The organism is Streptomyces sp. SA15 (assembly GCF_002291145.1).
Taxonomy (GTDB): Bacteria; Actinomycetota; Actinomycetes; order Streptomycetales; family Streptomycetaceae; genus Streptomyces.
Genome location: NZ_NTGE01000202.1, coordinates 1 through 1,398 on the forward strand (window position 1 = coordinate 1; position 1,398 = coordinate 1,398).

Below are 1,398 nucleotides of genomic sequence, written 5' to 3' on the forward strand. Positions count from 1 at the left end.
TAGTACTCCAGCAGCGGTTCGTGTCCTGAGCTGGTGGTTGTCGTTGTTTTGGTATGGAGGGGATGGCTGAAGTCAGTTGCTGGGCCGCTGAGTTGGAGTCGGTGTTCGGGCGGGTGGCGGGCAGGTTCGGTCGGGCGGATCTGCGGTGGCGGATGCGTGACTATGTGCGTGGTCTGCTGGGCCAGGCGGCACGCAAGAACGGCTGGCAGCTCGCGGAATGGGCAGGTCACCGCACTCCGGACGGCTTTCAGCGGTTGTTGAACAGCAGTGTCTGGGACGCGGATGCCCTGCGTGACGACGTCCGTTCATACGTCGCTGAACGACTCGGACCGGACGGCGTGCTGATCATCGACGACACCGGGTTCATCAAGAAGGGCACCACATCGGCCGGGGTGGGCCGGCAGTACACCGGCACCTCGGGAAAGATCGACAACTGCCAGATCGGAGTGTTCGCCGCCTACGCCACCCGCTCCGGCCGGGCTCTGGTGGACCGTGAGCTCTACCTGCCGAAGTCCTGGACATCCGACCGGCAGCGGTGCCGGGCGGCAAAGATCCCTGACCAGCGAGGCTTTGCCACCAAGGGCGAGCTGGCCCGGGACATCGTCCGCCGCTGCATCGCCGCCGGCCTGCCCGCCGCATGGGTCACCGCGGACGAGGCCTACGGTCAGGACTGGCATTTCCGCCGCCTGCTCGAACAGCTCGACCTCAGCTACGTCGTCGCCGTGCCCAAGTCACAGCAGATCAAGTCGCTTGCTGGGATCTGGCGCATCGATCAGCTCATCGAGGAGGCCCCTGCCGATGCCTGGCAGCAGCTGTCCTGCGGCGACGGGGCGAAGGGCCCGCGCATCTACGACTGGGCCGCGGCCAAGCTGCCCGCCAACCTGGTCTTTGATCCCGATCCGCCCACTCACCACCGTTGGGTGATGGCCCGTCGCAGTCTGTCCGACCCCGGCGAACTCGCTTACTACCTTGCCTATGCACCCGTTGATGTCGAGATCGCCGAGCTGGTCCGGATCGCCGGCTCCCGCTGGGCGATCGAGGAGTGCTTCCAGGCCGCGAAGAACGAGTGCGGCCTGGATGAGTACGAGGTCCGCCGCTACATCGGCTGGTATCGGCACATCACCCTGGCGATGCTCGCCCACGCCGTCCTGGCCGCACTCGCCGCCCAGGCCACTGGCGACGCCGCAAAGGGGGGCGCAGAAACGGATCAGCCCTCGTCCCCCTCACCGTGGCAGAGATCCGGCGACTCCTGGACGCTCTCCTGCCCCGCCCACGAGCCGACCGCGATCCCGTCATCCACGCACTGAACTGGTCGGCCTGGAGAAGACACCGCCAAGCCATGGCCCGCCGCTGCCACTACCGAAAACGCAGCTCAAGACACGAACCGCTGCTGGAGTA

Annotated in this window: 1 protein-coding gene; it reads left to right on the top strand. The window is 66.6% G+C overall.

Features of this window, described 5'->3' with window-relative positions; all coding sequences use genetic code 11:
• Positions 1–62 precede the first annotated feature (62 nt).
• A complete protein-coding gene (locus tag CLM62_RS43535; RefSeq protein ID WP_095755427.1) occupies positions 63–1,307 on the top strand; it encodes an IS701 family transposase in 1,245 nt (414 codons plus the stop codon).
• Positions 1,308–1,398: the final 91 nt, after the last annotated feature.